Raw genomic sequence first — 26278 nt, 5'->3', positions numbered from 1 at the left:
ATTCATTCGGGAAGCCTTATCTGCTGACCTCTGTGTCGCCTGAAACATTGCCTCGTAAGCCTCCTACAGTTCCCTCTGCAACCTGTGTGCTAAGATTCCGCCCTTGTTCATTCTAGTACGGGTTGTTTGATGAAGTTGTCCATGCCGCGTTTCGATCAGGCGCCGGTCTTGGTGGTTGGCGATGTCATGCTCGACCGTTATTGGCATGGCGGTACCTCAAGGATTTCACCTGAGGCGCCTGTGCCAGTGGTCAAGGTCGAGCAAATCGAGGACCGCCCGGGCGGTGCTGCCAACGTTGCCTTGAACATCGCCGCGCTGGGTGCCCCCGCTTCTTTGGTGGGCGTCACCGGCGAAGATGAGGCTGCCGACAGCCTGGCCAATAGCTTGAAGGGTGCGGGTGTCAACGCACGCTTCCAACGCATCGCCCATCAACCGACCATCGTCAAGCTGCGGGTCATGAGTCGGCACCAGCAACTGCTGCGTATCGACTTTGAAGAAACGTTCGACACCGATGCCGCCGCACTGAGCGCCGAGGTCGATGAGATGCTCGACGGCATCAAGGTCATGGTCTTGTCTGACTACGGCAAAGGTGCGTTAAAGAATCATCAAGTGCTGATCCAGGCTGCACGCACTCGGGGTATTCCGGTGCTGGCTGACCCGAAAGGCAAAGATTTCTCGATCTATCGCGGTGCCAGCGTTCTGACACCGAACCTCAGTGAATTCGAGGTGATCGTCGGCCATTGTGTCGACGAAGCTGACTTGGTTGCCAAAGGTGCGCAACTGATGAGCGAGCTGGACCTGGGCGCGCTGCTGGTTACTCGTGGCGAGCACGGCATGACCTTGCTTCGCCCTGATCAGCCTGCTGTGCATTTGCCGGCCCGTGCCCGTGAAGTATTTGATGTTACCGGTGCCGGCGATACGGTCATTTCGACCCTGGCGGCTGCTATTGCCGCGGGCGAGGAGCTACCACACGCGGTTGCCTTGGCTAATCTGGCGGCGGGCATCGTGGTTGGCAAACTGGGTACGGCGGCGATCAGTGCGCCTGAACTGCGTCGTGCCATCCAGCGCGAAGAGGGTTCCGAACGCGGGGTGCTTAGCCTCGATCAGTTGTTGCTGGCTATCGATGATGCGCGAGCCCATAACGAGTCGATCGTATTCACCAATGGCTGCTTCGACATTCTTCATGCGGGGCATGTGACGTACCTGGAACAGGCTCGCGCCCAAGGCAATCGATTGATCGTAGCGGTCAACGATGATGCCTCCGTCAGCCGCCTGAAAGGACCGGGACGACCCATTAACAGCGTCGACCGGCGCATGGCGGTGCTGGCGGGTCTGGGAGCGGTGGATTGGGTGATCAGTTTCCCTGAAGGCACACCGGAAAACCTGCTGTCCCAAGTCAAGCCCGACGTGTTGGTCAAAGGCGGTGATTACGGCATTGACCAAGTGGTCGGCGCCGAGATTGTTCAAGCCTACGGCGGCACAGTGAAAGTACTGGGCCTGGTGGCAAACAGCTCAACCACCGCCATCGTCGACAAAATCCGTAACCAGTGATCTGACGCTTGCCTGTAGGAGCTGCCGAAGGCTGCGATAAGGTCCACAGAACCCTCGGCAACAAGTTGGCTCCTACAGGCGGCCACGCGCGAGTTGCATCAATTTACCGGTCAGGCGTTTGAGGCCGGTCTTTTTCGGCGGCGGGGTCATGCCTTGCTGCCGAAGCCAGTCTTTCCAGCGGATCCGCTCGTCGCGCACCACCCAACCATCCTGCGCCGCAAAACTCTCAGCCAGATAGAGGCCACGGGTTCCCGCTGGTTGCAGCTTGTCGCGCTTGAGCGTGTACAACTCTGGCTTGGGCACTCCGTCTTCCAGAGGCATCAGGTACAAGTCGGGGCGACTGCGATTCAGGCGCGCCACCAATTCATCGTTCTCCAGACTTTCATCGACATGGAACAGGCTGAGTGGCCGGGCTTCTTTCGGCACCTCAAGGCGCATGTCGTAGATCAATTGCAGCGACGAGGTAGGCAAATGTACGTATGCGCGGGGGCGTTCCATCAGGGTCATGTTGCCGCAGCGCACCGGTCTTGCCGCCCCAGACAACGGGCTCAAGCGAAAGGGAAGCGCTTCACGATAATGCAAGGCCGAGGCGTAGGGTGCTGGCAGCCAAGTGTCGCCGAAACGCCCACTCAGCCAGCCTTGTGGAGTTTCGATCAAGCATTCTTCGGCCACTTCTTGAATGGCGGTGTGCAAGGGCAGGTTTAGCTCTTGGGCGGGCACATAACCTGAAATCAACTTGAGAACCACGTCGCCGCGGTCTTGCCGACGCTGGCGTACCAGCACCCAGTAATCACGATTCTGCCAGTTCAGGGTCAGTCGAACCGATACCCCAAGGTTGGCCAGCTCCACGGTGAAGCGTTCAGAATCCGGGACGTCGATTTTGCGACGACGTTGCAGCGTCTGGGAAAAATTCAACGGCATGCCGACGCTTTGGTAGCTCAAACCTTCAGGTGTGGCATCGACAATCAGCGGTAGGGTTTTAAAGTTACTGGGGTTCTTCCGAATCAACGTTCGCGGCATTGCGGCTCCTTCGTTCGTTGGGGTCGACCGTCGCCGGACTCAGCTTTGACCGAGAATCACGGCGGCAGCAATTGCCACGTTATGGGCCAAGTGCAGCGGATTTATCGTTCCGACAATAGCACTGGCGACTCCAGGATGCTTAAACAGCAGTTTGAAGCTGGCTTGAACCGGATCGACTCCAGGGCTAAGGCAGACATGCCCGCTGGCCAACGCTTTCTTTACCAGGACGGCTTTGCCATGGCAGGCGGCATAGTCCAGAACTGGCTTTTCGGTTTGTTCGTTAAGATTGTAGGTGACCATTGCGCAATCGCCTTCGCGCAATGCCAGCAGGCCGCCTTCGACGGTTTTGCCAGAAAAACCATAGCCGCGAATTTTGCCCTGCTGTTTCAGTTCAGCCAGCGCCTGGTACACGCCGGAGTCATTGAGCACGGCCAAATCGTTGCCATCGGAATGGACCAAAACCAGGTCGATAAAATCGGTTTCGAGGCGTTTCAGGCTGCGCTCAACTGACAGACGGGTATGTGCCGCACTGAAGTCGTGACGCGACTGACCGCCGTCGAACTCTTCTCCGACTTTGCTGACAATCACCCACTCCTGACGCTGACCACGCAGTAACGGGCCAAGACGTTCCTCGCTGGTGCCATAGGCCGGAGCGGTGTCGATGAGGTTGATGCCTAAATCCCGCGCCAGTTTGAGCAGCATTTGCGCTTCATGGTCGTTGGGAATGTTAAAACCGTTGGGGTACTTGACCCCTTGATCGCGGCCTAACTTGACCGTGCCCAGACCCAGTGGCGACACGCTTAAACCAGTGCCGCCCAAGGGGCGATGCAATTCATGCAGGGTTTTCATGGCAGTAGTTGGTCCCAGACTGGAATCGCCATGGGCGGTTTTGGCAGGCCAAGCAAGCGCGGTTGCGGGGTTGGATGCACGCCGTCCCGGGCCAGCGCAGCCAGTACCCGATCAGCAAAGTCCGGGGCCAAGGCAAGCTTGGTAGGCCAGCCCACCATCAGGTTTTTCTGCGAAAACAAATACGCATTGTCCGGCTTGACCAGGCCTGACTGTGCGGGCTCCGCGCGATCGATGCGCAAAGTCGCCCACTGGGCTTGGCTCAGGTCGACCCAGGGCAGCAAATTGCCCAGTTCTTTTTTCGCTGCCGCAATCTGCGCCGCCGGCGCCCGGGCTACGCCATCGGCTTCAGATAAATCGCCACCCAAGTACCACACCCATTGACCGTCGGCGGCTGGGTGAGTAGTGACGGTAACCCGTGGTTTCGGTCCGCCACCGAGGCAGTGGGCATACAGTGGCTTAAGCGTCGGACCTTTGACCATCACCATGTGTAATGGACGCCGCTGCATCACAGGGAAGGTGATGCCCAAAGCTTTCATCAGCTCGGCATTGCCAGCGCCAGCGCTCAGCACGACGCGTTGCGCACGAATCTCACGGTCATCGACCCGTAGGCCGATCAACTCTTCGCCGGCGTACAGCGGTTCGATTTTTTGCCCCGCCAGCAAACTTTCCCCAGACAGCTCGGCGAGACGTTGCACCAGACTGGGCACATCGATGACTAGCTCAGCCAGCCGGTAGACTTTGCCTTTGAACGCAGGATTTTGCAGCGCAGGTGGCAGGTCGATGCCGGTGACTTGATCAACGCGGCCGCGTACCGCTTTACTGGCGAAAAAGCTGGTGAGATTGCCCGCGATGGTGCCTGGCGACCACAGGTAATGGGCATCGGACAGCAAGCGCACGCTGGACAGATCCAGCTCGCCCTTGCCGGACAACGCCTCCCGCCAACGGCGGGGCATGTCGGCGATCGCTTCGGATGCGCCACTCAACGCACCATGCAGCGCGTATTTGGCGCCGCCATGAATGATCCCTTGGGATTTTGTGCTTTGTCCGCCTCCGAGGCTGGCGCTTTCCACCAATACAGTCGAGAACCCCTGGCGGCGCAAACGCGCATTCAGCCACAGGCCGGCGACACCGGCACCGACGATCAGTACATCAGTGTTCAGGATGGATGGAGTGGGCACAGATGGCATGAGCGACCTCAGTGGCTGGATGAATCCTGCCATTATAGAGGATCACGTTTTCAATGCCCGGCGGTTTTTGAGAACAGCTGAATCACCACCACGCCAACAACGATCAGACCCATGCCGAGCATGGCTGGCACGTCGAGCTTTTGCCCGTACACGAACAGCGCGGCGATGCTGACCATGACGATTCCCATGCCTGCCCACACTGCATAGGCAACGCCTACCGGGATGCTGCGAACTACCAAGGTCAACATCCAGAACGCAATGCCATAACCGACGATCACCAATAACAACGGCACGGGCGTGCTGAAGCCTTTAATAGCTTTCATCGAGACAGTGGCGATAACTTCGGCGCAAATGGCGATGGCCAAGTAGTAGTAAGCAGTCATGGTGTTGCTCCTTTTCGATAGTTGCGCATTCTAGAGACTCAACAGATGGGGTAAAGTCATTACCTATCTCGAGAATCGATAGGATGGCTGCCGGTGCAATGGAATCTTGAGCAAATGCGTCTGTTTGTCAGCGTTGCCGAACAGCGCTCGTTTTCTGCCGTGGCCCGTGACATGAAACGCGCTCAGTCGGCGGTCAGCAGCGCCGTTGCGTTATTGGAAGCCGATCTGGGCGTTGTCCTGTTCGAGCGCAGCAGCGGCCGGCAGCCCCGGTTGACCGAAGCGGGCGGTGCCTTATTGGAAGAAGCACGGGAATTGTTGCGCCAATGTGATCGCCTGGACGGTCGTGCGCTGGCGTTGATGCGCGGCCAGGAAGCGCGGCTGCGGCTGGCCCACGACGAAGCGATGCCGTATCAGCCGGTCCTGGACAGTCTCGAAGCCTTGGCTGAACGTTTCCCAAGCCTGGAAATGCAACTGGCCAGCGGTGCCCAAGGCGATGTGGCGCGCAAACTGGTGGAGCGTCTGGCTGATCTGGGCTTGCTGTTCCACCACGAACAGATGCCCGAAGCTCTGGAGCGCCGGGTATTGGGCAGCGTCGAAATGGTGACGGTGTGTTCGGTGGGGCACCCTTTGGTGGGTGAGCCGCGGGTTAGTCGGCAGCTATTAGGTCGCCATCGGCAGTTGTTGATCGCTCCACAGCAAAGCGGTTACCCCGGTGGTGAGCAACTCAGTGCGCAGGTCTGGCGTGCGGACAGTTTTTATATGATGGCCGAACTGCTGATGCGCGGTCTCGGTTGGGCATGGTTGCCGCGTCATGTGGTGCAGTACCCCGCTTATCAAAATTTAATGGTCGAGCTGGTCAGTGACTGGACGCCGCCTGCGCTGGTGGTGGAAATGGTTTGGCGCCGCGACGAACCGCTTGGTCCGGCCGCTAGATGGCTGGCCGACAGCTTTGCGCAGCATCTTCAGGCGATTGGCTGATAAACTCCGCCGCCATGAATAGATTCCTTTATAGCGTGCTGTTTCATCTTGGTTTGCCGTTGGTGGCGCTGCGCCTGTGGCTCCGGGCGCGCAAAGCTCCCGCTTACGGGCAACGGGTCGGCGAGCGCTTCTCGTTTGGTCTGCCGCCCATGCAGCGCGGCGGCATTTGGGTGCATGCCGTCTCCGTGGGGGAGAGTATCGCTGCGGCGCCGATGATTCGCCGTTTGCTGAAGCTTTACCCGCTGTTGCCAATCACCGTCACTTGCATGACCCCCACCGGTTCGGAGCGGATCAAGGCATTGTTCGCGGGCGAGCCCCGGATCCAACATTGCTATTTGCCCTACGATTTACCATGGGCGGCCGGGCGTTTCCTTGATCATGTGCAGCCACGGTTGGGGGTGATCATGGAAACCGAACTGTGGCCCAATCATATCCATCAGTGTGCCGTACGTGGAATTCCCACGGTGCTGGCTAACGGTCGATTGTCCGCTCGTTCGGCGCAGGGCTACGGACGTTTCGTCAAACTGACGCAGCCGATGCTGGCTGAAATCAGCGGCTTCGCGGTGCAGACTGAAATGGAAGCCCAGCGTTTTCTTGATCTCGGCGCCCGGCCGGAGTGCGTCGAGGTCACGGGTTCGATCAAGTTTGACTTGAGCATCGACCCGCAATTGTTGGTCCGGGCGGCTGAGCAGCGTCAGCAATGGCGTTGCGGCCAACGGCCCACATGGATTGCTGCGAGCACCCATGCCGGTGAAGACGAAACCGTGTTGTCCGCCCATAGGCAGTTGCTGGTTCACTATCCGGACGCGCTGCTGATTTTGGTGCCACGTCATCCCGAGCGCTTTAACAGCGTTTACGATCTATGCCAGCAACAAGGTTTTGAAACGGTTCGGCGCTCTTGCGCCCAGGCCGTCACGTCGGCCACCTCGGTGCTATTAGGCGACACCATGGGCGAGCTGCTGTTTCTTTATGCGTTGGCCGATTGTGCGTTTGTCGGCGGCAGCCTGGTACCCAATGGCGGGCACAATCTGTTGGAACCGGCGGCACTGGCCAAGCCCGTAATAAGCGGCCCGCACCTGTTCAATTTCCTGGAGATCGCCGCACTGCTGCGTTTTGCCGGAGCGTTGGAAGAGGTGAGTGAGGCGCAGGGACTGGCGGTGGCGGTGCGGCAGTTGTTCGATACGCCAGCGAAGGCGCAACAGATGGCCGATGCCGGGCTGCGAGTCATGCACGCCAACCAAGGCGCATTGCAGCGGTTATTGGACATGCTGGCCCGGGTCGCTGGCCTGTAGCGATTGCGTCCGTCTCTGGACGCCGTGCTGTCAGGCGGCAAACAGGGTTCACACCTGTAAAGCGCGCTTGCCCGCGATCGGCTGCGAAGCCGTCGTCATCCAGCGAATGGAGTTTCTCCTGCTATAACTGTATCTGGCATGAGGGACCGCTTCGCGATCCATCGCGGGCAAGCGCGCTCCTACGATTTAGATTTGCCAGCAGCCAGGCGATTACTTCTCCGAAGGCTTTTGGAAATTCTTCGCCGCTTCTTTGGCCAGGTCCGGCGGCAGGAAGTCTTTGTCCGGGTTGTAATCGGCTTTTAAATAGCGGGACAAATCCTGAAGATCCCCCGGGTTTAGCGTTCCGGCGGCCTGTTTCAAGCGCAGGTTGTCGAGGATATAGTCGTAGCGCGTGTTGTTGTAATCACGTACCGAGCTGTACAGCTGACGCTGGGCGTCGAGAACGTCGACGATGTTTCGGGTGCCGACCTGATAGCCGATTTCCGTCGCTTCAAGTGCGCTCTGGTTGGAGATGATCGACTGCTTGCGCGCTTGAACCTGCTCGACGTCGGTGTTCACTGCGCGGTGCAGGTTGCGGGTGTTTTCCACCACCTGGCGCCGCAGACTTTCGCGCTGCTGTTCGCTTTGGTTCAACTGCGCATATGCCTGGCGCACTTGCGAACTGGTCAGGCCGCCGCTGTAGATTGGAACATTCAACTCGATGCCAATACTGCGCTGCTCAACGTCGCCGCCATAGTTCTGGCCAGTGAAGTTCGGATTACTAAAACCGAATGCATCGTTATCACCGCGCTTATAGCTGGCGACTGCATCCACGGTGGGTGCGTGGCCAGCCTTGCGTTGGCTCAAGGTTTTTTCGGCAGCCGTCACTGCGTAATTGCTGGCAAGTAAATTCAGGTTCTGTTGTGACGCCGTGTCGACCCACGCCTTGGCGTCGTTGGGGGTCGGCGGCAGCACTGGCAGCGTGTGCACGATGCCTTCGATGGAGTTGTACTCGCGATTGGTCAAGGTTACTAACGCCTGGAATGCGTCGTCCACCTGGCGCTTGGCGACGATACGGTTAGCCCGTGCCGTGTCGTAGCTGGCTTGCGCTTGCAGGACATCGGTCTTGTCTGACAGGCCGACATCGAACCGCTCATTGGATTGATCAAGCTGGCGTTTGAATGCAGCTTCTTCGGCCTTGGTGGACGCCAGGTTGTCTTGAGTGCGCAAGACCGTGAAGTAGTCCTGGGCACTTTGCAAAATCAGATTTTGCTCGGTAGCAGAAAGCTGCAGGATTGCCTCTTCGTTGACATCCTTCGCCGCCTGAAACTGATACCAGCGATCTGCACGAAAAATCGGTTGGCTTAATGTCGCCTGATACACCGTGCCGCTGCGGGTAAGGTCCGCCGAGGGTCTATCGATCTGGGTGCGAGTGGTTTGCACGTCTGCACCGGCAGACAGGTTTGGCAGCAAACCGGCGCGGGCCTGGGGCACGACTTCTTTTTGAGCCTGGTAATTAGCGCGAGACGCTGCCAAGTCCGAGTTGTTATCCACAGCCTCCTGGTAGACGTTGACCAGACCTGTCTTGGTGGGCACGGGCATTTCAGCGGCCCAGACCATTCCATTGGAAGCACAAGACACGGCCAGGGCCAGTGAAAGTTTGCGCAGCATGAGGCATTCCCTAAAGAGTGGATAATTCGCGTAGCGAGTGTAGTGCCCGAGTTACCTCACAACAATCCTGCATTTCGGCCATTTATCGAGTGATATTCGACGATGTTGGCATTTTGCCCGCGTCTTGCACTAGACTGATGACGTTCTTGTCGGGGTGCCTTGCTATGAGGCTGAGATCGGTTAATCCGGATCCCGTTGAACCTGATCAGGTTAACGCCTGCGTAGGGAACAAGATTTCTCGTCTCCCGGCGAGTCCTCTTGAGTATCGTCCGGGGTCGATTGTTCAGAAAATGAACAGTGCCGCCTCCTTTCTATGCTCAGCGCCAGTCTTGGCGCACCCGTGTCTTTCAGGTTTGCTCCGACAATAAATCCGCCGCTGGATGACGTCTGGAGTGCCCCGTGATGAGTACAAAACTAAAAAACACCGCTAACTTGAGTGAATCGGCCCAAGTCGATTCTGGATCGGTTCAGCCATTCACCCGCTCGCAAAAAATTTACGTTCAAGGCTCGCGTCCAGACATTCTGGTACCGATGCGTGAGGTCAGCCTGGATGTCACGCCGACCGATTTCGGCGGTGAGATCAACGCCCCTGTGGTCATCTACGACACCTCCGGCCCGTACACTGACCCCAGCGTTATCATCGACGTTCGTAAAGGGTTGGCCGACGTTCGCTCGCCGTGGATTGATTCGCGCAACGACACCGAGCGTTTGCCGGGCTTGAGCTCGAATTTTGGCCAGCAACGCCTCAGCGATGCGGAATTGACCAAGCTGCGTTTCGCTCACGTGCGCAATCCGCGTCGGGCCAAGGCTGGCGCTAACGTCAGCCAAATGCATTATGCGCGTCAGGGCATCATCACTGCGGAGATGGAATACGTCGCCATCCGCGAAAACATGAAGCTGCAGGAGGCCCATGCTGCCGGTCTGCTGACTCAACAACACGCGGGCCACAGCTTCGGTGCCAGCGTGCCGAAACACATTACCGCTGAATTCGTACGTGACGAGATCGCCCGTGGTCGCGCGATCATCCCTGCCAACATCAACCATGTTGAGTTGGAGCCAATGATCATCGGCCGTAACTTCCTGGTGAAGATCAACGGCAACATCGGCAACAGCGCGTTGGGTTCTTCAATCGAAGAAGAAGTGGCCAAGCTGACCTGGGGCATTCGTTGGGGTTCGGACACGGTCATGGACTTGTCCACCGGCAAACACATTCATGAAACCCGCGAGTGGATCATCCGTAACTCGCCGGTACCCATCGGTACGGTGCCAATTTATCAGGCGCTGGAAAAAGTCGACGGCGCGGCCGAAGACCTGACGTGGGAATTATTCCGCGACACGCTGGTCGAGCAGGCCGAGCAGGGCGTCGATTACTTCACTATTCACGCTGGCGTACTGTTGCGTTATGTACCGCTGACCGCCAAGCGCGTCACCGGGATCGTCAGCCGTGGCGGTTCGATCATGGCCAAGTGGTGCCTGGCGCACCACCAGGAAAACTTCCTGTACACGCACTTCGAAGACATCTGCGAAATCATGAAGGCCTATGACGTCAGCTTCTCGCTGGGCGATGGCTTGCGTCCGGGTTCGATTGCCGACGCTAACGACGCCGCGCAATTTGGCGAGCTGGAAACCCTCGGCGAGTTGACCAAAATCGCCTGGAAGCATGACGTGCAAACCATGATCGAAGGCCCGGGCCATGTGCCGATGCAGTTGATCAAAGAGAACATGGACAAGCAGTTGGAATGTTGTGACGAGGCGCCGTTCTACACCCTCGGGCCGTTGACCACTGACATCGCTCCAGGTTACGACCACATCACCTCGGGTATCGGTGCGGCCATGATTGGCTGGTTCGGTTGCGCGATGCTCTGCTACGTCACGCCGAAAGAACACTTGGGCCTGCCGAACAAGGATGACGTCAAAACCGGGATCATCACGTATAAGATCGCAGCGCACGCGGCCGACCTGGCAAAAGGGCACCCCGGTGCGCAGATCCGTGACAATGCCTTGAGCAAAGCGCGGTTCGAATTCCGCTGGGAAGACCAGTTCAACCTGGGCCTGGACCCAGACACTGCTCGTTCGTACCACGACGAAACTTTGCCGAAGGACTCAGCCAAAGTCGCGCATTTCTGTTCCATGTGCGGGCCGAAATTCTGCTCGATGAAGATCACTCAGGAAGTCCGGATCTACGCGGCCAACCAGAAGATCGAAACCGTCGACCTTGCAGTGCAGGAAGGGTTGCGCGAGCAGGCCGAGCGCTTCAAGCAGGAAGGCAGTCAGTTATATAAAAAGGTTTGATATAGACCGATAACAAATCCCCTGTAGGAGCCAACGTATTGGCGAGGCGTTTTACCTGATACACCGCCTCGCCAACACGTTGGCTGCTACAGGTTTTGATTAAAACGTTCCTCCGAGATAACACCCGTGACTATTTCAACCAGCACTTACTCTCCCGACATTCCGGTGCCCGCCAGCAAGCGTGTATTCGGCGGGCGCGATTTGTTTTCCCTGTGGTTTTCCCTCGGCATTGGCCTGATGGTTTTGCAAACCGGCGCGTTGTTGGCACCGGGGCTGGGCATGTCCGGCTCGATGCTGGCAATTTTTCTTGGCACGCTGGTGGGTGTATTGCTACTGGCCGCCGTGGGCGTGATCGGCAGCGACACTGGGCTTTCAGCCATGGCTGCACTCAAGCTCAGCCTCGGCACCCATGGAGCCTCATTGCCCGCAATATTGAACCTGGCGCAACTGATCGGTTGGGGCGCTTTCGAGATCATCGTGATGCGTGACGCCGCCAGCTTGCTGGGTGCACGGGCATTTTCCGAAGGCAGCGTGTTGACCAGTCCTCTGCTCTGGACCCTCATATTCGGCGCCTTGGCGACTTTCCTGGCCGTCAGTGGTCCGCTGACCTTCGTCCGCCAGGTGCTGCGCAAGTGGGGCATTTGGCTGCTTCTGGCGTCATGCGTGTGGCTAACCTGGAACTTGCTGACCAAGACTGACCTCGCTGCGCTATGGGCGCGGGCGGGTGACGGTACGATGCCATTTGCTGTCGGTTTCGACATCGCTATCGCTATGCCATTGTCATGGTTGCCGTTGATTGCCGACTACTCGCGCTTCGGTAAACGCGCGAAAAACGTGTTCGGCGGCACTGCGTTGGGCTTTTTTATCGGTAACTTTTGGCTGATGAGCCTTGGCGTGGCTTACACCCTGGCCTTCGCTCCAAGTGGTGAAATGAGCCCGTTGCTGCTGGCATTGGCCGGTGCGGGGATGGGTATTCCGCTGCTGCTGATTCTCATCGACGAATCGGAAAATGCGTTCGCTGATATTCACTCGGCGGCAGTTTCCAGCGGGATTTTGTTGCGCATCAAGGTCGAGCATCTGGCGTTGGGCATCGGTGTGATTTGCACCCTGATCGCCTGCTTCGCGCCGTTGGCGCAGTACCAAAACTTCCTGTTGCTGATCGGTTCAGTGTTCGCCCCGCTATTCGGCGTAGTGCTGGTGGATCACTTCATCCTACGCCGTCGCAGCACCAAGCCAGCGACCGTTGGCTTTCGCGGCATGAGCCTGTTGGCATGGCTGGGCGGTATCAGCACTTATCACTTACTGGCGAACCTGTACCCGGATGTGGGCGCAACACTGCCAGCACTGGTGGTGTCTGGAGTGTTGCAATTGCTGCTGGGCCGAGTGTTCAGCCGCGGTTCGGGAACAGTTCCGGCTTGAGGATGCCGTTGAGCTGGAGGTATGACATCTTCAGCTCGATGTGGCCCATGGCGTACGGCGCGATGGTTTCCACCGGGTATTTCAGGATGACCCCGCCATACGTCAGCGCGACGTTCGGGGTTTTCTGGAACTGCCAGGTTTGCACGAATGTCGGGTCTTGAGCGACCTTGGTATTGATCATCCATTCTTTATGCGCTTGTTGCGCAGTCAACCAAAAAGCATCTTCCTCCCCAGGCACAAGCATGTCCTGCAGCGTCAGTGCTTTATGCAAAGGTCGCGAATAGTTGATGAATGCGCGCCCTGGGGTGCCATGTTCACTGCCGTTTTCCAGATAGCTGGACAGTTCGACAATCACCAGACCGTCATGCTGCTCACGTACCTTGGCCTGCAAATAGCTGTTGGTGCTGTTCGGCGCTGTTTGCAGAAATTGCTGCTCGTAGGCTTTGAGTGATGCCGGTAGTGGCGTTCCGCCCGGAGTATTTCGGGCCATTTGCAACAAGGTGTTTTGGACCAGATTGTCTAAGCTCGGCTCATCCGCAAAATGTACGGTGTCGACATTGACCAGTGGGCAATCAGGCGTTGCGCAACCGGGTTTGATCTGCTCTGAGGCGTCACGCTGGACGTCCAGCGGTGCGCGAAAATTGGGTTGAAACAAACTCTGACAAGCGCCCAACGCCAGTGCAAAACAAGCCAGCGTGGTGATCCTCAACAATGACATGGTGATCCTTGGCAAAAAACAAAAAAAGACGGTTCGACGTGCTTCGACTACAAGCAAGTCGATCAGTTCGCCACTACGCTAATTAGAAGTCGTTACGGCCCGGCAGTCTACCCCGCAGCGTCAATGTCAGTGTTTAGGGGGCTGTGCATCCAAGGATGGAGCGCGTTAGGATGTGGCGAAGCGTGCCCGGCTCGAAAGCGAGAAATTTATGAATGATTCGAACACCTCTGTTCCTTCGACAGTAGAAATTACCCAGCGAGAAAACTGCTACAAGGGCTTTTACCGCCTTGATCGCCTGCACCTGCGCCATGAGCTGTTCAACGGCGGCATGAGCAAGGAAATCAGCCGCGAGTTGTTCGTTCGCCATGATGCCGTCTGCGTGCTGCCCTACGACGCCAAGCGTGACGAAGTAGTCTTGATTGAACAGTTTCGAGTAGGCGTGCTGGGCAAAGTCGATAATCCATGGCTGATCGAATTGGTCGCTGGGCTGATCGACAAGGATGAGCAGCCGGAAGAGGTTGCCCACCGCGAGGCAGAAGAGGAAGCTGGGCTTGTTTTCAGCGCAATGTTACCAATCACCAAATACTTTCCATCGCCAGGCGGCAGCAGTGAATACGTTCACCTGTACCTGGGTCATTGTGACAGTGAGGGGGCGGGTGGTTTGCACGGGCTGGAATCGGAAGGCGAGGATATTCGCGTATCGGTTTGGGCATTTGACGATGCCTTGAAAGCCATAAGCGATGGACGAATTTTTAACGCTGCTACCCTTATTGCTTTGCAATGGTTGGCATTGAATCGAACTGAAATCAGGGGGCAATGGTCGTGAGACTTGTGCGCGAGCGCTACCGAGTTGACCTGATCGGGCTGCAAGCTGCCTGCGAGGCGAACTATGCGCGCTTGATGCGTTTGCTCCCGGACATGCGCAACCAACAACGCTCGCGCCGGGTCGCTGTGACCCAAGGCGACCAAATGCTGGGCGTATTGGCGGTAGAAGTCCTTCTCGATTGCCCCTACACCACCACCCTGCAAGTGCGCCAGGAGCACAGCCTACCGTGGTTGCCGGTGCCCAAGCTCGAAGTTCAGGTGTACCACGACGCCCGCATGGCCGAAGTCATCGGCGCCGAACATGCCCGGCGTTTCCGTGGTATTTACCCGTACCCAAATGCCGACATGCACCAACCGGATGAAAAAGCCCAACTGAATTTGTTTTTGGGGGAGTGGTTGAGTCATTGTTTGGCGTGTGGGCATGAGTTTGAAGTGGTGCGTTGAGGTTTTGTAAGAGTACGCCTGTCCCCCAGACGTCGCCCTGTCGCGCAGCAAACACGAAATCTGTAGGAGCGAACTTGTTCGCGATCGGCTGCGCAGCTGACGTGAGAACACAGTTGCTACAGTTTAGATTCAATGGGTCATAGGTTGTTTGACGAGAAATGTTTATTTCTGATGCGTCATATGGAAATGGGCTCGATTGATTATTCATCAGCACTGGAGTCGGTTTGCTAATAGGAGGTATACGCTTTCGACGATATTCAAGAAGCGCGCCAACGTATACGTCAGTCCCCACTACCTGGGCCACCTAATGCCGATTGTGCTTAATAACAGCGAGGGTCGTCTGTGAGGCTTCAATTCCGACACGGCTGACATGGCTATGGATACCATTGTTTTCAGAGAGTCCGGCAGCTGAGTGACTTGTTCTTGCTGTTGTGTCTTTGAGTCAGCGGAGTTTTTAAGGGAGATATCAAGACGCTTTGTTTCAGTGTTTTCCGAAATATCTATATCGTTGGCGGCCAGCAACAGATTGGGCGAATTAAGTTGCGCAGACTTGTAATTTAAAACCATTCGGCCGGTGTTTTGGTCAGCATGCACAAAGAAACCTAGCCAATTGGACGAGACTTTTTGTTGATCAAACCAGTGGTCAAAAGCATTCAAGTCAGGTGGGAGGGCCTTCTCCTTGCCTTCCAGATAATACGCAGCCCTGCCGTGATCCAGATTGGCGAGTTTACCGTTCCTGTAGGGTTTTATATTTCCCTTTTCGTAATGACTTGTTTTGGAAAACCATTGTTTTTTTAGTGCTTTGCTGCTCCAGTCCGTTTGGCCGTCAACGCCAATTTTCGACCGAGATGTGGCGGGTACTAGGTAGATCTCGGCGGTTCTAGCGTCAATCATTCCCGAAAATGCGTTGCCTGGCTCGGCGTATTTCCAATTGTGCCGCGCCTGATCGGACAGCGTCAGTTGGCTCGGCAACTGTTTCGACCATACTCTTGCAGCGCCATCCGCCCTCGATTCTTTGTAGAGGGCCAACGTTTTTTCCGCCGTGCTTTTTTCAAGGCGCTCCCAGCCAGGGCCGAATACGGCACCCCCCGTCATAGGTGCTAATACGCCGCCTGATGCCACATCATCGAACATGTATTTCATCGTCAAATCGCTAATGGCACCCATGACATCCTTTGCCGTGACGGGGTTATTTCTCACCATGCAGTAAAGATTCATGCCGTCTATGTCGCCCGCAGGATCAGGGCTAAGCCAGCGCAGTAGCCATGGGGCGTAATAACGCAAACCGTAGTAATACAGTCCGGTGGCATCACGCTCTTTTCCGCTGTAGCGACGGGTTTTATAATTAGCCTCAGTCTCGTTTCGCCCCGCCCACCAAGCACTGCCACCGAAGGGGTAATACCCTTCAGCGCTGACTAACGCTGCATGGGCATCCAGTTCCAGCGCGTAACTTTCAAGGTGGTCCACCACGCTGTAATAAGTCTGATCGTTTGGAGTATCCGGCGGCCGGCCGCTGCTCCAATGCATCACTCGCACTCCGGCTACACTAATGACAGCCCATTCTGCGCCTTGGGTGTCGCTGTGTAACTCCAGTCCAGGCAAGTAGCGAACCTCGCACGTGTAAGTCAGCGATTTCGATTGCCTGATGGTTACTTTGCGTACCCGCTGCTCATCGCTGCCGTACACATACGTTTCATGATCGTCATTGCCTCCAGCACGGGCAACTTGAGTCACCGTCTGTAGCTGGTGGCGTGCGTTCCATGTGAGCTCAGGGCCTCCCGGTGAGAGGCGCAGTTGGTTACCGTGAGCATCGAACGCCGATGCCCAATCGGGTGGCGGGTCGCCGATGTTCCAAGGCAAAGCTCGGTTGCTATGAGGCTCGATGGTCATCGTTCGAGTGGTCGGAACTTGGCCCTGGTGACAAAGTTCGACCAGATTTCCGGCATCGTCGTAGGTATAAAGCTGGCGGTAAGGAGCCAAGACCTCGTCAAGCCCCGGCAGCGGCAGCATCGTTGATTGTGCAGGCCATTGCTGACTCGGAACGGTCTCTCTGCCAGTCGCTTCAATTAATTGGTACAAGCTGTCGTGGAGGAAGGTGTTGATCCCGTCGCTACGTTGATTTCTGAAATAACGACTCGGCTGGCATGTGTCTTCTATCTGGGTAATGTTCCCCACCGGATCGTATTGATAATGCAGATCTTGCATTAACGTGGTCTCGGTCGAACGTTTCACTGTGCTGCGCTGCAAGCGTCCGTCTGCCGAGTCATAAGCGTGGGTGCTGACTACACCGTTACCCGCCGTCTCGCTCAGTGGTTGGCCGGACGCATCATAGGTCCGGGAATGCACAACCCGCTGCGGGGTAGTGTCGCTTGCCAGGCTCAGCGTGGTTTCTTGCATTTGTCCGTCGACACCAAAACTAAACGCCCGGCGATGGCCTTGAGCATCAGCGTGCTGAAGCACGGTGCCGAAGGCGTCGTACAGCCATGAGGTAGTGAATAGCTGTGGTTCCAGTTCGGCGTCGGGCCAGTGCGGTGGCTCGGTTAATGCCAGAAACTGACGAGTCTCGTTCAGGGCATTGCCGTGTAAACCATAATCCAGCCAACACACGCTGCCCGCAGGATCTCGATTGAGAACCAATCGGCCACAGCAGTTATGCAACGCGTCGGATGGCTTGTTTTCGGCATATTCAAAGCATTCTACACAGCGTTCAACCCCGCCTCCCACTTGCTCGTACCTGAATAGCGGTCGTAGCTGAGCGTCATATTCCACCCGGTGCTGAACGCTGTTTGCACCTTCCCAGCTTACTATCGCCTGATCTCCTTCGCTTATAAGAGTCACCTGATCACCAGCGTCCACGCTGCTGCAAAGCAAGGTTTTTCCGGAAAGGCTGTAGGCCATTTGTAAATTTGCGGGTGTCGTAGCGTCTTCTTGAGTCCAGGCAAACAGCCGTGGATCCCTGCGCGCTGCAGGTCGTCCGGCCGCGTCATAAGTCGTGTGCGTTACCAGTGGCCGTGCAGCCTCTCCCGCGCTCGCGCGGTAATAGGTAACCAGTCGCAACAACAGTTGGCGAGGATCGCTCACAGTCAAAACTGGCGTTTTTGCATGCACGTCCATGTACATTGAATAACTCCGTTTCGGCTTCACGCCGCTTACCCACCGTATGCTCGACCGTAACCGGCAGAACGGCCGGTATGCGGGAAGATTTCTGCATATCTTGAGCGTAGTCCGATTCCGATGGCTGTCTAGCCGTCGATCTCAAGCGTCTTCCTGTGACATCTTGGCTCAAATGTGAAGCGCGTCCGGCCGATGGGCTTACCCTAACGACCGCGACACAGCATAATCCCCTGCAAATAGCTCAAGGAGACGGCCTTGCCGAGCGCCCCTATTTCAATCGCTGAGTCTTCAGTCTTACTGGTCCAGCTGTCTGACAGCCATTTGTTTGCCAACGCGGACGGCAAGCTGCTGGGCATGAACACCCGCGACAGTCTGAATGCTGTCATTGGACGCGTGTTAGCTGAGCAGCCGGTGATCGACTTGCTGATCGCCACCGGGGATTTGTCCCAGGACGGCAGCGTTGATTCCTATGAAGTGTTTCGCCAAGCTAGCGCGCAGATCGCTGCACCGGTGCGCTGGATTCCCGGTAATCATGACGAACTCTCGGAGATGGCAGAAGCAGCCCAGCGCAGCGACTATCTGGAGCCCGTCACTGATGTCGGTGAATGGCGCATCACGATGCTGGATTCAGCCGTACCCGGCTCGGTGCCTGGCTACCTGGAGGATGCTCAGTTGCAATTGTTGGCCAGCTCATTGAGTGAAGCGCCGCAACGCCATCACCTGGTCTGCTTGCACCATAATCCGGTGGCCATCGGCTGTGCATGGATGGACTCGATTGGCTTGCGGAATCCTGACGCGCTATTTGCCGTGCTGGATAGATTTCCCCAGGTGCGGGCGGTGCTGTGGGGCCACGTTCATCAGGAATACGATCAGGTGCGCAATGACGTGCGCTTGCTGGCGTCGCCCTCGACCTGTATCCAGTTCGCGCCAGGCAGTGTCGAATTCAAGGTGGACACCACGGCACCGGGTTATCGCTGGCTGCGGCTGCACAGTGACGGTCGGCTGGATACCGGCGTCTCGCGGGTCGAAGGGCTGGACTTTGAAGTGGACTACGGTGGTCAAGGTTATTGAGCGACATGTCCTGATTTCAGTGGGAATTATCCGAAGGCAAGTTATCTGGCGTTAGTCCCTGTAAACTCCGCGTCTTTGCGTGCGAACAAAAGTCTTCAGGAGCGGATATGCCCGGCGAACCGTCAACACTGTTGTATATCCACGGCTTGAACAGCTCGCCGTTGTCGAAAAAGGCCAGCCAGTTATCGGCGTTGATGCAATCGTTGGGGCTGGGCGCGCAGTTGCGGGTGCCGGAGCTGCATCATCATCCGCGCCAGGCCATTGCTCAGCTAGAGGCAGCGATTGCCGAGCTGGGACGGCCGTTGCTGGTCGGCAGCTCCCTCGGCGGCTACTATGCGACTTACTTGGCTGAGCGCCACGGCCTCAAGTCTGTACTGATCAACCCGGTGGTCAATCCGCATCGGTTGTTCGACGGATTTCTCGGCACGCAACAGAATCTGTACAGCGGCGAAAGCTGGGAGTTGACTCACGACCATGTGGCGGCCTTGGCCGAGTTGGAAGTTCCAGCTCCACAGGACCCACTGCGTTTTCAAGTGTGGTTGCAAACCGGGGACGAAACCCTCGACTATCGCAGCGCCCAGACCTTTTATCGCGCGTGTGCCTTGCGCATCCAGGCAGGCGGGGACCACAGTTTTCAAGGTTTTGCCGAGCAGTTGCCTATCGTGCTGACAATCGCAGGATTTGCATCAGAGTTAATCAACGAACACTCGCAACACCTGTAGGAGCCAACTTGTTGGCGAGGCGTTTCATCTGATACACCGTGTCGAGCCTTTCGCCAACAAGTTGGCTCCTACAGGGAGACTCCCGAATTTTAATGAATGACTGATGACGAGACCCCATGGCCAATCCCAGCGCTAGCTCTTATAACGCAGACGCCATCGAAGTCCTCTCGGGCCTCGACCCGGTTCGCAAACGGCCGGGCATGTACACCGACACCACGCGGCCGAACCACCTTGCCCAGGAAGTCATCGACAACAGCGTCGACGAAGCCCTCGCCGGGCACGCCAGGTCGGTGCAGGTCATCCTGCACGCCGACAACTCGCTGGAAGTCTCCGATGACGGCCGCGGCATGCCGGTGGATATCCACCCGGAAGAAGGCGTGTCCGGTGTCGAACTGATCCTCACCAAACTGCACGCGGGCGGCAAGTTCTCCAACAAGAATTACCAGTTTTCCGGCGGCCTGCACGGCGTAGGCATCTCCGTGGTCAACGCACTGTCGAATCAGGTTCGGGTGCGGGTCAAGCGCGATGGCAACGAATACGAAATGACCTTCGCCGATGGTTACAAGGCCAGCGAACTGGCGGTAATCGGCACCGTCGGCAAACGTAATACCGGGACCAGCGTGTATTTCGCGCCGGACCCTAAATACTTCGATACCCCCAAATTCTCCGTCAGCCGCCTCAAACATGTACTCAAGGCCAAGGCCGTACTGTGTCCGGGGTTATTGGTCAGCTTTGAAGATAAAGCCACGGGGGAGAAAATCGAGTGGCATTACGAAGACGGCCTGCGCTCCTATCTGGAAGATGCCGTCAGCGAGTTTCTGCGCCTGCCCGACGTGCCGTTTTGCGGCAGTTTTGCGGGCAATAAAGAAGCCATTGACTGGGCATTGCTGTGGTTGCCCGAAGGTGGCGACAGCGTTCAAGAAAGCTACGTCAACCTGATTCCGACTCAGCAGGGCGGCACCCACGTCAACGGTCTGCGCCAAGGCCTGCTGGATGCGATGCGTGAGTTTTGCGAATTCCGCAGCCTGCTGCCCCGTGGCGTCAAGCTTGCCCCGGAAGATGTGTGGGAACGTATCGCCTTCGTCCTTTCGATGAAGATGCAGGAGCCGCAATTTTCCGGTCAGACCAAAGAACGACTGTCATCCCGTGAAGCCGCCGCCTTTGTTTCTGGCGTAGTCAAAGATGCCTTTAGCCTGTGGCTCAATGCCAACTCTGAGTTGGGCATGCAGCTGGCGGAGCTGGCAATTAACAACGCCGGACGCCGCCTGAAAGCCAGCAAGAAGGTCGAGCGCAAGCGCGTGACTCAAGGCCCGGCGCTGCCAGGCAAGTTGGCCGACTGCGCCGGGCAAGACCCGATGCGCTCTGAGCTGTTTTTGGTCGAAGGTGATTCCGCAGGCGGATCGGCCAAGCAAGCGCGAGATAAGGAATTTCAGGCAATTTTGCCACTACGCGGCAAGATTTTGAACACGTGGGAAGTGGACGGTGGCGAAGTGCTTGCCAGCCAGGAAGTGCACAACATCGCGGTCGCGATTGGTGTCGACCCTGGCGCAGCGGACATCAGCCAATTGCGTTACGGCAAAATCTGCATCCTCGCCGACGCCGACTCCGACGGCCTGCACATTGCCACGTTGCTGTGCGCCCTGTTCGTCCAGCATTTCCGTCCGCTGGTGGATGCAGGTCACGTTTACGTCGCGATGCCGCCGTTATACCGAATCGACCTTGGCAAAGAGATTTACTACGCCCTGGATGAGCCTGAACGAGATGGCATTCTTGATCGTCTGGTGGCCGAGAAGAAACGCGGCAAGCCCCAAGTCACCCGATTCAAAGGTCTGGGGGAAATGAATCCGCCGCAGTTGCGCGAAACCACCATGGACCCGAACACCCGGCGCCTGGTCCAGCTCACCCTGGACGATTACGCCGCAACCTCGGAAATGATGGACATGCTGCTGGCGAAAAAACGCGCCGGCGATCGCAAGACCTGGCTCGAGTCCAAAGGCAACCTGGCCGAGGTTCTGACTTGATGCGACGTTGGTTAGCCGCAGTATTGCTGATCGCGTCACCGGCCTTCGCAGAACCGCTGCCCCAGCTGAAAATGCTTGCCGAGCATGCTGTAGACGGCATGGTTGGCGGTAACCTTTCGGGCTTGGCCTCGTGTAACGGCGAGTTGTGGACCGTGTCGGACCGGGACGACGGGTTGCTTTACCACCTCAACACCTCCGCAGCTGTCTGGAAAGCCGAAGCGCAGGTCATTCAAGTGCCTCCGGTACCGGACAGTGGTTTGCCCCTTGTCCTGGTTTCAATGGCCAAGGCGTTAGCGGTAGTGCGCGGCGGCAGTCTGGATTTTGAAGGTGTGACCTGCGACGCCGCAGGCAATCGCTACCTGGTCAGTGAAGGTTACGCGTCGGTGCTGCAAGTGCCAGTCTCTGGCGCGCCGAACTGGCTGAGCTTGCCAAAAAGCGTGGTGGAGCAAGCGCGGGCCAGCGGTTTGCTGCATAACTTCAATGCGATTTTTGAAGGCATTTCGATCAATCCTGCCGGTGATCAATTGTGGCTGGCGGCTGAACGTGAAAAGCGCGGATTGCTTTTGGTGCAGCGTCGACAGGGAGCATGGGGCTGCAAAGGCAGTTGCGTGATTCTCAGCGAGGAAGGCAAGGAAACCATGCCGCCGCAAATGGGTGCTCATCAGGTATCCAAAGACTTTTCCGATATTTCGCTGTTCGAGGGCAAGCTATTCACCCTGGAGCGCGCGGCCTATCAAGTGTGTCGTCGCAACCTGCAAAACGGCGCGGTCGAGCGCTGCTGGTCGTTCGCCAACGACGCGCTGGTGCCGGCTAAACGGTATGCGCAGAAGTACGGCTTGGCCGAAGCACTGGTCATCGACAAGGATGGCGCATGGATCGGCGTCGACAACAATTTCGGTCCCCGGGCCGACGGTGAAAAACGGCCGATTGTCTGGCGTTTCGCGGCACCCAAAGAAGGTTGGAGCGCTACGCCTTGAGCCAGGCGCCACCCGGCAAGCGTGCTGGACGTGTGTTATTGATTCTGGCGTGGTGCGCAGGGTTGTTCCTGGCGACCCAATATTTTGGGCGTTGGCAGCAACAGCAGGAAAATCCCAACGCCGCCGTGGCTTCGCAACATGGCAATGGCTACATTCAAGTGGTGCTGCTGAGCAATAATCAGGGCCATTTTGTCGGTAACGCGCAAATCAATGGCAAGACCGTGGAATTTTTGCTCGATACCGGCGCCACCGACGTTGCGATCCCGGCCGATGTGGCGGAAACCTTGCACCTGAAACGTGGCATGCCAGTCACCACCAGCACCGCCAATGGCATGGCTCAAGGCTTCCGCACCTCACTGGACCGCTTGCAGATTGGCGACATCGTCCTGCGTGACGTCCGGGCCATGGTCTTGCCCGGCCTGGATGGCGAACAGATACTGCTGGGCATGAGCGCAATGAAACAACTCGAATTTACCCAGCGCGGCGGCACCATGCTGCTGCGCCAGACCACACAATGATGAGGCTTGCATGAGCGATTCCCTTGACCTCAGCCTGGAGGGTGTAGAACGCCGATCACTGGCTGACTTCACCGAACAGGCCTACCTCAACTACTCCATGTACGTGATCATGGACCGTGCCTTGCCGCATATCGGCGACGGACTGAAGCCTGTACAACGGCGCATTATCTACGCCATGAGTGAGTTGGGCCTCGATGCCGACTCCAAGCACAAGAAGTCGGCGCGTACCGTCGGCGATGTACTCGGCAAGTTTCACCCTCACGGTGACTCGGCCTGCTACGAAGCCATGGTGCTGATGGCCCAGCCGTTCAGTTATCGCTACACGTTGGTGGACGGCCAGGGTAACTGGGGTGCGCCGGATGATCCTAAATCATTCGCCGCCATGCGTTACACCGAAGCGCGGCTGTCACGCTATTCCGAAGTGCTGCTCAGCGAACTGGGCCAGGGCACTGCGGATTGGGTGCCAAACTTCGACGGCACCCTCGACGAACCTGCGGTGTTGCCGGCACGCTTGCCCAATATCCTGCTCAACGGGACTACCGGGATTGCCGTAGGCATGGCTACCGATGTGCCGCCTCATAACCTGCGCGAAGTCGCGTCGGCCTGTGTGCATTTGCTCGACGATCCGAAAGCGACCGTCGAAGAATTATGCATGCACATTAAAGGCCCGGATTATCCCACCGAAGCCGAAATCATCACCCCAAGCTCTGATTTGCTGAAGATGTACGAAACCGGCAAGGGCTCGGTGCGTATGCGGGCGGTGTATCGCATCGAAGATGGCGACATCGTCGTCACCGCGTTGCCGCATCAAGTCTCCGGGGCCAAAGTGCTGGAACAGATTGCCGCGCAAATGCAGGCCAAGAAGTTGCCGATGGTGGCCGACCTGCGTGACGAGTCGGACCATGAGCACCCGTGCCGCATCGTGATTATTCCGCGTTCCAATCGGGTAGAGCTCGATGAGCTGATGCAGCATTTGTTTGCGACCACCGAGCTGGAGTCCAGCTACCGGGTTAACGTCAATATCATCGGTCTGGACGGAAAACCTCAGCTCAAGAACCTGAAAGCATTGCTCAGCGAGTGGCTGGTGTTCCGCATTGGCACGGTGCGTCGTCGCTTGCAGTTCCGTCTGGATAAGGTCGAGCGCCGCCTGCACCTGTTGGACGGTTTGCTGACGGCGTATTTGAACCTGGATGAAGTGATTCACATCATCCGTACTGCGGAGCATCCGAAAGCCGAACTGATCGCGCGTTTCGATCTGTCTGAAATTCAGGCCGATTACATTCTCGACACCCGCTTGCGTCAGTTGGCTCGTCTGGAAGAAATGAAACTGCGCGCTGAGCAAGATGAGCTGCGCAAAGAGCAGTCGCGCCTGCAAACGTTGCTGGGCAGCGAAACCAAGCTGCGCAAGCTGGTCCGCAGCGAGCTGGTTGCTGATGCTCAAACCTACGGCGATGACCGTCGCTCACCCATCGTTTCCCGGACTGAAGCCAAGGCCCTGTCGGAAAACGAGCTGATGCCCACCGAGCCGGTGACGATTGTGTTGTCGGAAAAAGGCTGGGTGCGTTGCGCCAAAGGTCACGATATCGATGCGACCGGGCTTTCCTATAAAGCCGGGGATGGCTTCAAGACCTCAGCGGCGGGGCGCTCTAACCAGTTCGCTGTGTTTATTGACTCCACGGGGCGCAGCTATTCACTGGCAGCCCACACGTTGCCATCTGCTCGCGGCCAGGGCGAACCGTTGACCGGCAAGTTGCAGCCGCCACCGGGTGCGACCTTTGAATGCGTGTTGATGCCGGATGACGATGCCTTATACGTGATTGCCTCCGACGCCGGTTATGGCTTCGTGGTCAAAGGCGACGACCTCCAGGCGAAAACCAAAGCGGGCAAAGCGCTGCTCAGCCTGCCAAATGGTGCCAAGGTCATCTTGCCTCGTCCGGTTACTGATCGTGAGCAAAACTGGCTCGCGGCGGTGACCACGGAAGGGCGCTTGCTGATCTTTAAAGTCAGCGATTTGCCGCAACTGGGCAAGGGCAAAGGCAACAAGATCATCGGTATTCCCGGCGAGCGCGTCGCCAGCCGCGAAGAGTACGTGACGGGTCTCGCGGTAATACCTGAAGGCGCAACCTTGGTGTTGCAAGCGGGCAAGCGCACGCTTTCTCTCAAACCAGATGATCTGGAACACTACAAAGGCGAACGCGGCCGCCGCGGTAACAAGCTTCCTCGCGGTTTCCAACGGGTAGATGCGTTACTGATAGAAAACGCGCCATAAACGCGATTATGAGCGCCCGGTCTTCGTTTTGACACGAAGATCGACGCATAATCGCTGGAGTCACGGGCGATATTCACGGATGATATGGGGGCATGGCTCATCAGCGTGGCTGAGTGCCTCCATGTTTATAGTGGGTATTTTTTACACTGTGACCCGCCTTGTGGCGGCTATCTGGATAGAACAATGAATTTTTTGCGCCTTCCCTTTATATTTTTAATCACCAGCGTTCTGGGTTTGGTGGGGTGCGCCGTCAAGCAACCCGCTGCTCTGTATCAACTTGACGCCGGTCAGCCGGGTCAGCCTAAACAAAGTGCCGGGGTGGCGGTTTTATTGGGGCCGGTTTCGGTGGCTGATTACCTGCAGCGTGAAACTCTGTTGCAGCGCCAGCCAGATGGCAGCTTGACCGCATCGACCGATGGTCGTTGGGCTGGCAGCCTGTCTTCGGACATCGACCAGTTGCTGTTGCGTCAGTTGGCGTGGAAGCTGGACAGTCAGCGCGTGGTGCTGGCCCCGGCCACCACTACGTTCAACCCCGATGTGCAGGTGGTCCTGTCCATCACTCGACTCGATTCGGGCGCGAACCAGCCGGCAGTCCTTGATGCTCAATGGCGCTTGCTTGATCGCAAGGGACAGGTTCGTGACAGTAAGCTGGTGCACATGGAGGAACCGCACTTGGGTAGCTCTGCCGCCCAAGTGAAGGCCCAGGGCGTCTTGTTGCAGCGTCTGGCCGATCAATTGGCCGTTGCGGTCAAGCCTTTGGCTAGCCAGCCAATAGACGAACCAAAGAAAATAGCGCCCGCTCAGGTCCGCAACACTAAAGACCAGGACAAGCCAAAAATGCCAATGGCTTCGCCGATCAGAACCGACATGGAGATATTCCGCTTCTAACCAAGCGGGGTATCCACCCACAAAAAAGCCCGCAGCGATGCGGGCTTTTTGTTGGGTGTAGGGATAAGAAGCTCGCCAACAAGTTCACTC

At 57.2% G+C, this 26278-nt stretch carries 21 protein-coding genes and 1 riboswitch; of the genes, 14 read left to right on the top strand and 7 right to left on the bottom strand.

What is annotated here, in order from left to right; genetic code table 11:
* The first annotated feature begins 129 nt into the window (after positions 1 to 129).
* Positions 130 to 1551, top strand: a complete 1422-nt coding sequence (gene hldE, locus JWR17_RS07055) for a bifunctional D-glycero-beta-D-manno-heptose-7-phosphate kinase/D-glycero-beta-D-manno-heptose 1-phosphate adenylyltransferase HldE (protein WP_299829692.1) — start codon at positions 130 to 132, stop codon at positions 1549 to 1551.
* A 72-nt stretch (positions 1552 to 1623) separates the two neighbouring features.
* On the opposite strand, the gene JWR17_RS07050 is transcribed toward hldE, so the two are convergent.
* The 4 genes from JWR17_RS07050 to JWR17_RS07035 are packed head-to-tail and all read right to left on the bottom strand — an operon-like array spanning position 1624 to position 4990.
* Entirely contained in the window at positions 1624 to 2571 is a 948-nt protein-coding gene (locus JWR17_RS07050; RefSeq protein WP_299829691.1) for a metal ABC transporter ATPase, read from the bottom strand.
* A gap of 39 nt (positions 2572 to 2610) precedes the next feature.
* Positions 2611 to 3420, bottom strand: a complete 810-nt coding sequence (locus JWR17_RS07045; protein ID WP_299829689.1) for an aldo/keto reductase — start codon at positions 3418 to 3420, stop codon at positions 2611 to 2613.
* A complete protein-coding gene (locus JWR17_RS07040; RefSeq protein WP_299829687.1) occupies positions 3417 to 4607 on the bottom strand; it encodes an FAD-dependent oxidoreductase in 1191 nt (396 codons plus the stop codon). The genes JWR17_RS07045 and JWR17_RS07040 overlap by 4 nt, the downstream gene beginning before the upstream one ends.
* 50 nt (positions 4608 to 4657) lie before the next feature.
* Complete coding sequence (locus JWR17_RS07035; RefSeq protein WP_299829685.1) at positions 4658 to 4990, bottom strand: multidrug efflux SMR transporter; 333 nt, start codon at positions 4988 to 4990, stop codon at positions 4658 to 4660.
* A 93-nt stretch (positions 4991 to 5083) separates the two neighbouring features.
* On the opposite strand from JWR17_RS07035, the gene JWR17_RS07030 reads away from it, so the two are divergent.
* Positions 5084 to 5968 (top strand): LysR family transcriptional regulator, encoded by an 885-nt coding sequence (locus JWR17_RS07030; protein WP_299829683.1) that lies wholly within the window; start codon positions 5084 to 5086, stop codon positions 5966 to 5968.
* A gap of 14 nt (positions 5969 to 5982) precedes the next feature.
* On the top strand, positions 5983 to 7260 hold the full coding sequence (waaA, locus tag JWR17_RS07025) for a lipid IV(A) 3-deoxy-D-manno-octulosonic acid transferase (protein ID WP_299829682.1): 1278 nt from the start codon (positions 5983 to 5985) through the stop codon (positions 7258 to 7260).
* A 210-nt stretch (positions 7261 to 7470) separates the two neighbouring features.
* On the opposite strand, the gene JWR17_RS07020 is transcribed toward waaA, so the two are convergent.
* Positions 7471 to 8910 carry a TolC family outer membrane protein gene (locus JWR17_RS07020; RefSeq protein ID WP_299829680.1) on the bottom strand — a complete coding sequence of 480 codons (1440 nt, stop codon included), beginning with the start codon at positions 8908 to 8910 and terminating at the stop codon, positions 7471 to 7473.
* A gap of 140 nt (positions 8911 to 9050) precedes the next feature.
* A riboswitch (TPP riboswitch) is annotated at positions 9051 to 9155 on the top strand.
* A 157-nt stretch (positions 9156 to 9312) separates the two neighbouring features.
* Here JWR17_RS07020 and thiC point away from each other — a divergent pair.
* Together thiC and cytX are read left to right on the top strand one after the other, a co-directional pair.
* Positions 9313 to 11202 (top strand): phosphomethylpyrimidine synthase ThiC, encoded by a 1890-nt coding sequence (gene thiC / locus JWR17_RS07015; RefSeq protein WP_299829678.1) that lies wholly within the window; start codon positions 9313 to 9315, stop codon positions 11200 to 11202.
* A 126-nt stretch (positions 11203 to 11328) separates the two neighbouring features.
* Positions 11329 to 12621, top strand: a complete 1293-nt coding sequence (gene cytX / locus JWR17_RS07010) for a putative hydroxymethylpyrimidine transporter CytX (protein WP_299829676.1) — start codon at positions 11329 to 11331, stop codon at positions 12619 to 12621.
* Here cytX and JWR17_RS07005 read toward each other — a convergent pair.
* On the bottom strand, positions 12590 to 13339 hold the full coding sequence (locus JWR17_RS07005) for an RsiV family protein (RefSeq protein WP_299829674.1): 750 nt from the start codon (positions 13337 to 13339) through the stop codon (positions 12590 to 12592). The genes cytX and JWR17_RS07005 overlap by 32 nt on opposite strands.
* A 208-nt stretch (positions 13340 to 13547) precedes the next feature.
* Here JWR17_RS07005 and JWR17_RS07000 point away from each other — a divergent pair, with 208 nt between their 5' ends.
* Together JWR17_RS07000 and JWR17_RS06995 are read left to right on the top strand one after the other, a co-directional pair.
* A complete protein-coding gene (locus JWR17_RS07000; protein ID WP_299829672.1) occupies positions 13548 to 14165 on the top strand; it encodes an NUDIX domain-containing protein in 618 nt (205 codons plus the stop codon).
* Positions 14156 to 14608 carry a DUF1249 domain-containing protein gene (locus JWR17_RS06995; RefSeq protein WP_299829670.1) on the top strand — a complete coding sequence of 151 codons (453 nt, stop codon included), beginning with the start codon at positions 14156 to 14158 and terminating at the stop codon, positions 14606 to 14608. The genes JWR17_RS07000 and JWR17_RS06995 overlap by 10 nt, the downstream gene beginning before the upstream one ends.
* A 291-nt stretch (positions 14609 to 14899) precedes the next feature.
* Here JWR17_RS06995 and JWR17_RS06990 read toward each other — a convergent pair whose 3' ends face one another.
* Positions 14900 to 17728, bottom strand: coding sequence for an RHS repeat-associated core domain-containing protein (locus JWR17_RS06990; protein WP_299829668.1), 2829 nt, complete (start codon positions 17726 to 17728; stop codon positions 14900 to 14902).
* 249 nt (positions 17729 to 17977) lie between these two features.
* On the opposite strand from JWR17_RS06990, the gene cpdA reads away from it, so the two are divergent.
* The 7 genes from cpdA (at position 17978) to JWR17_RS06955 (ending at position 26188) form a co-directional block, all read left to right on the top strand.
* Positions 17978 to 18793, top strand: a complete 816-nt coding sequence (cpdA, locus tag JWR17_RS06985) for a 3',5'-cyclic-AMP phosphodiesterase (protein WP_299829666.1) — start codon at positions 17978 to 17980, stop codon at positions 18791 to 18793.
* A 107-nt stretch (positions 18794 to 18900) separates the two neighbouring features.
* Positions 18901 to 19515, top strand: a complete 615-nt coding sequence (locus JWR17_RS06980; RefSeq protein WP_299829664.1) for a YqiA/YcfP family alpha/beta fold hydrolase — start codon at positions 18901 to 18903, stop codon at positions 19513 to 19515.
* 116 nt (positions 19516 to 19631) lie between these two features.
* Positions 19632 to 21536, top strand: a complete 1905-nt coding sequence (gene parE / locus JWR17_RS06975) for a DNA topoisomerase IV subunit B (protein WP_299829662.1) — start codon at positions 19632 to 19634, stop codon at positions 21534 to 21536.
* Positions 21536 to 22513, top strand: a complete 978-nt coding sequence (locus tag JWR17_RS06970) for an esterase-like activity of phytase family protein (RefSeq protein WP_299829660.1) — start codon at positions 21536 to 21538, stop codon at positions 22511 to 22513. Before parE ends, JWR17_RS06970 begins: the two co-directional genes overlap by 1 nt.
* Positions 22510 to 23031 carry a TIGR02281 family clan AA aspartic protease gene (locus JWR17_RS06965; RefSeq protein WP_299829658.1) on the top strand — a complete coding sequence of 174 codons (522 nt, stop codon included), beginning with the start codon at positions 22510 to 22512 and terminating at the stop codon, positions 23029 to 23031. The genes JWR17_RS06970 and JWR17_RS06965 overlap by 4 nt, the downstream gene beginning before the upstream one ends.
* Before the next feature lie 10 nt (positions 23032 to 23041).
* The gene (gene parC / locus JWR17_RS06960; RefSeq protein WP_299829656.1) at positions 23042 to 25300 is read left to right on the top strand and encodes a DNA topoisomerase IV subunit A; all 2259 of its coding nucleotides are present in this window, start codon (positions 23042 to 23044) and stop codon (positions 25298 to 25300) included.
* 183 nt (positions 25301 to 25483) lie between these two features.
* Positions 25484 to 26188 (top strand): ABC-type transport auxiliary lipoprotein family protein, encoded by a 705-nt coding sequence (locus JWR17_RS06955; protein WP_299829654.1) that lies wholly within the window; start codon positions 25484 to 25486, stop codon positions 26186 to 26188.
* Positions 26189 to 26278 lie beyond the last annotated feature (90 nt).

Origin of the sequence: Pseudomonas sp. (assembly GCF_028293835.1) — a bacterium.
In the GTDB taxonomy this organism is placed as follows: Bacteria; Pseudomonadota; Gammaproteobacteria; order Pseudomonadales; family Pseudomonadaceae; genus Aquipseudomonas.
This window is presented reverse-complemented; position numbering and strand designations above follow the sequence as displayed.